Source organism: Shewanella sp. GXUN23E, assembly GCF_050865035.1.
Classification (GTDB): domain Bacteria; phylum Pseudomonadota; class Gammaproteobacteria; order Enterobacterales; family Shewanellaceae; genus Shewanella.
Genome location: NZ_JBOZWP010000055.1, coordinates 1 through 812 on the forward strand (window position 1 = coordinate 1; position 812 = coordinate 812).

Annotated in this window: 1 pseudogene; it reads left to right on the top strand. The window is 63.7% G+C overall.

Annotated features, from left to right (window positions below):
• Positions 1–812 (top strand): annotated as a pseudogene (locus tag ACRRUX_RS20565) (hypothetical protein); the annotation flags it as partial.

The following is an 812-nucleotide window of genomic DNA, read 5'->3' on the forward strand; positions in this document are numbered from 1 at the left end:
TCCCCGACTGTGGTGATTACAGAAGACAGTAACAATGATGGCTACATCAATGATGGCGAGCTCAGTGGTCTGGTGGACATCACCGTCACCCTGGGCGCCGGCACCGCGCTGGGCGATACCCTGACCGTGACCGACCAGGCCGGTAATGTATTGTTCAGTGGCCCCGTCACCCAGGCCATGCTGGATAATGGCCTCAGTCTGGCCATCAACCCACCGGCCAGTGGCACCACCCTCACCGTGACCGCCACCGTCACTGACGTGGCCGGCAACAGCGCCAGTGGCTCAGATGCCGCTACCCTGGATTATGGCGTGGGCACCGGCGCTCCGGCCGCGCCTACCGTGGTGATTACCGAAGACAGTAACAACGACGGCCTCATCAGTGATGCCGAGCTCAGCGGCCAGATAGACATCACCGTCACCCTGGGCGCCGGCACCGCACCGGGCGACAGCGTGACCGTCACCGACCAGGATGGCAACGTCATCTTCAGCGGCGCAGTCACCCAGGACATGCTGGATAACGGCCTGCAGCTGGCCGTGGATGCACCGGCCACCGGCACCACTCTGGTGATTACCGCCACCGTCACCGACGTGGCCGGCAACACCGCCAATGGCAGTGACAGCGCGACCCTGGATTATGGCAGCAGCGCCCCGAGCGCACCGACCGTGGTCATCACCGAGGATGCCAACAACGACGGCTACATCAATGACAGCGAGCTCAGTGGCCAGGTCGACATCAGCATCACCCTGGGCAGCGGCACCGCCGTGGGTGACAGCGTGACCGTCACCGACCAGGATGGCAACGTCATCTTCAG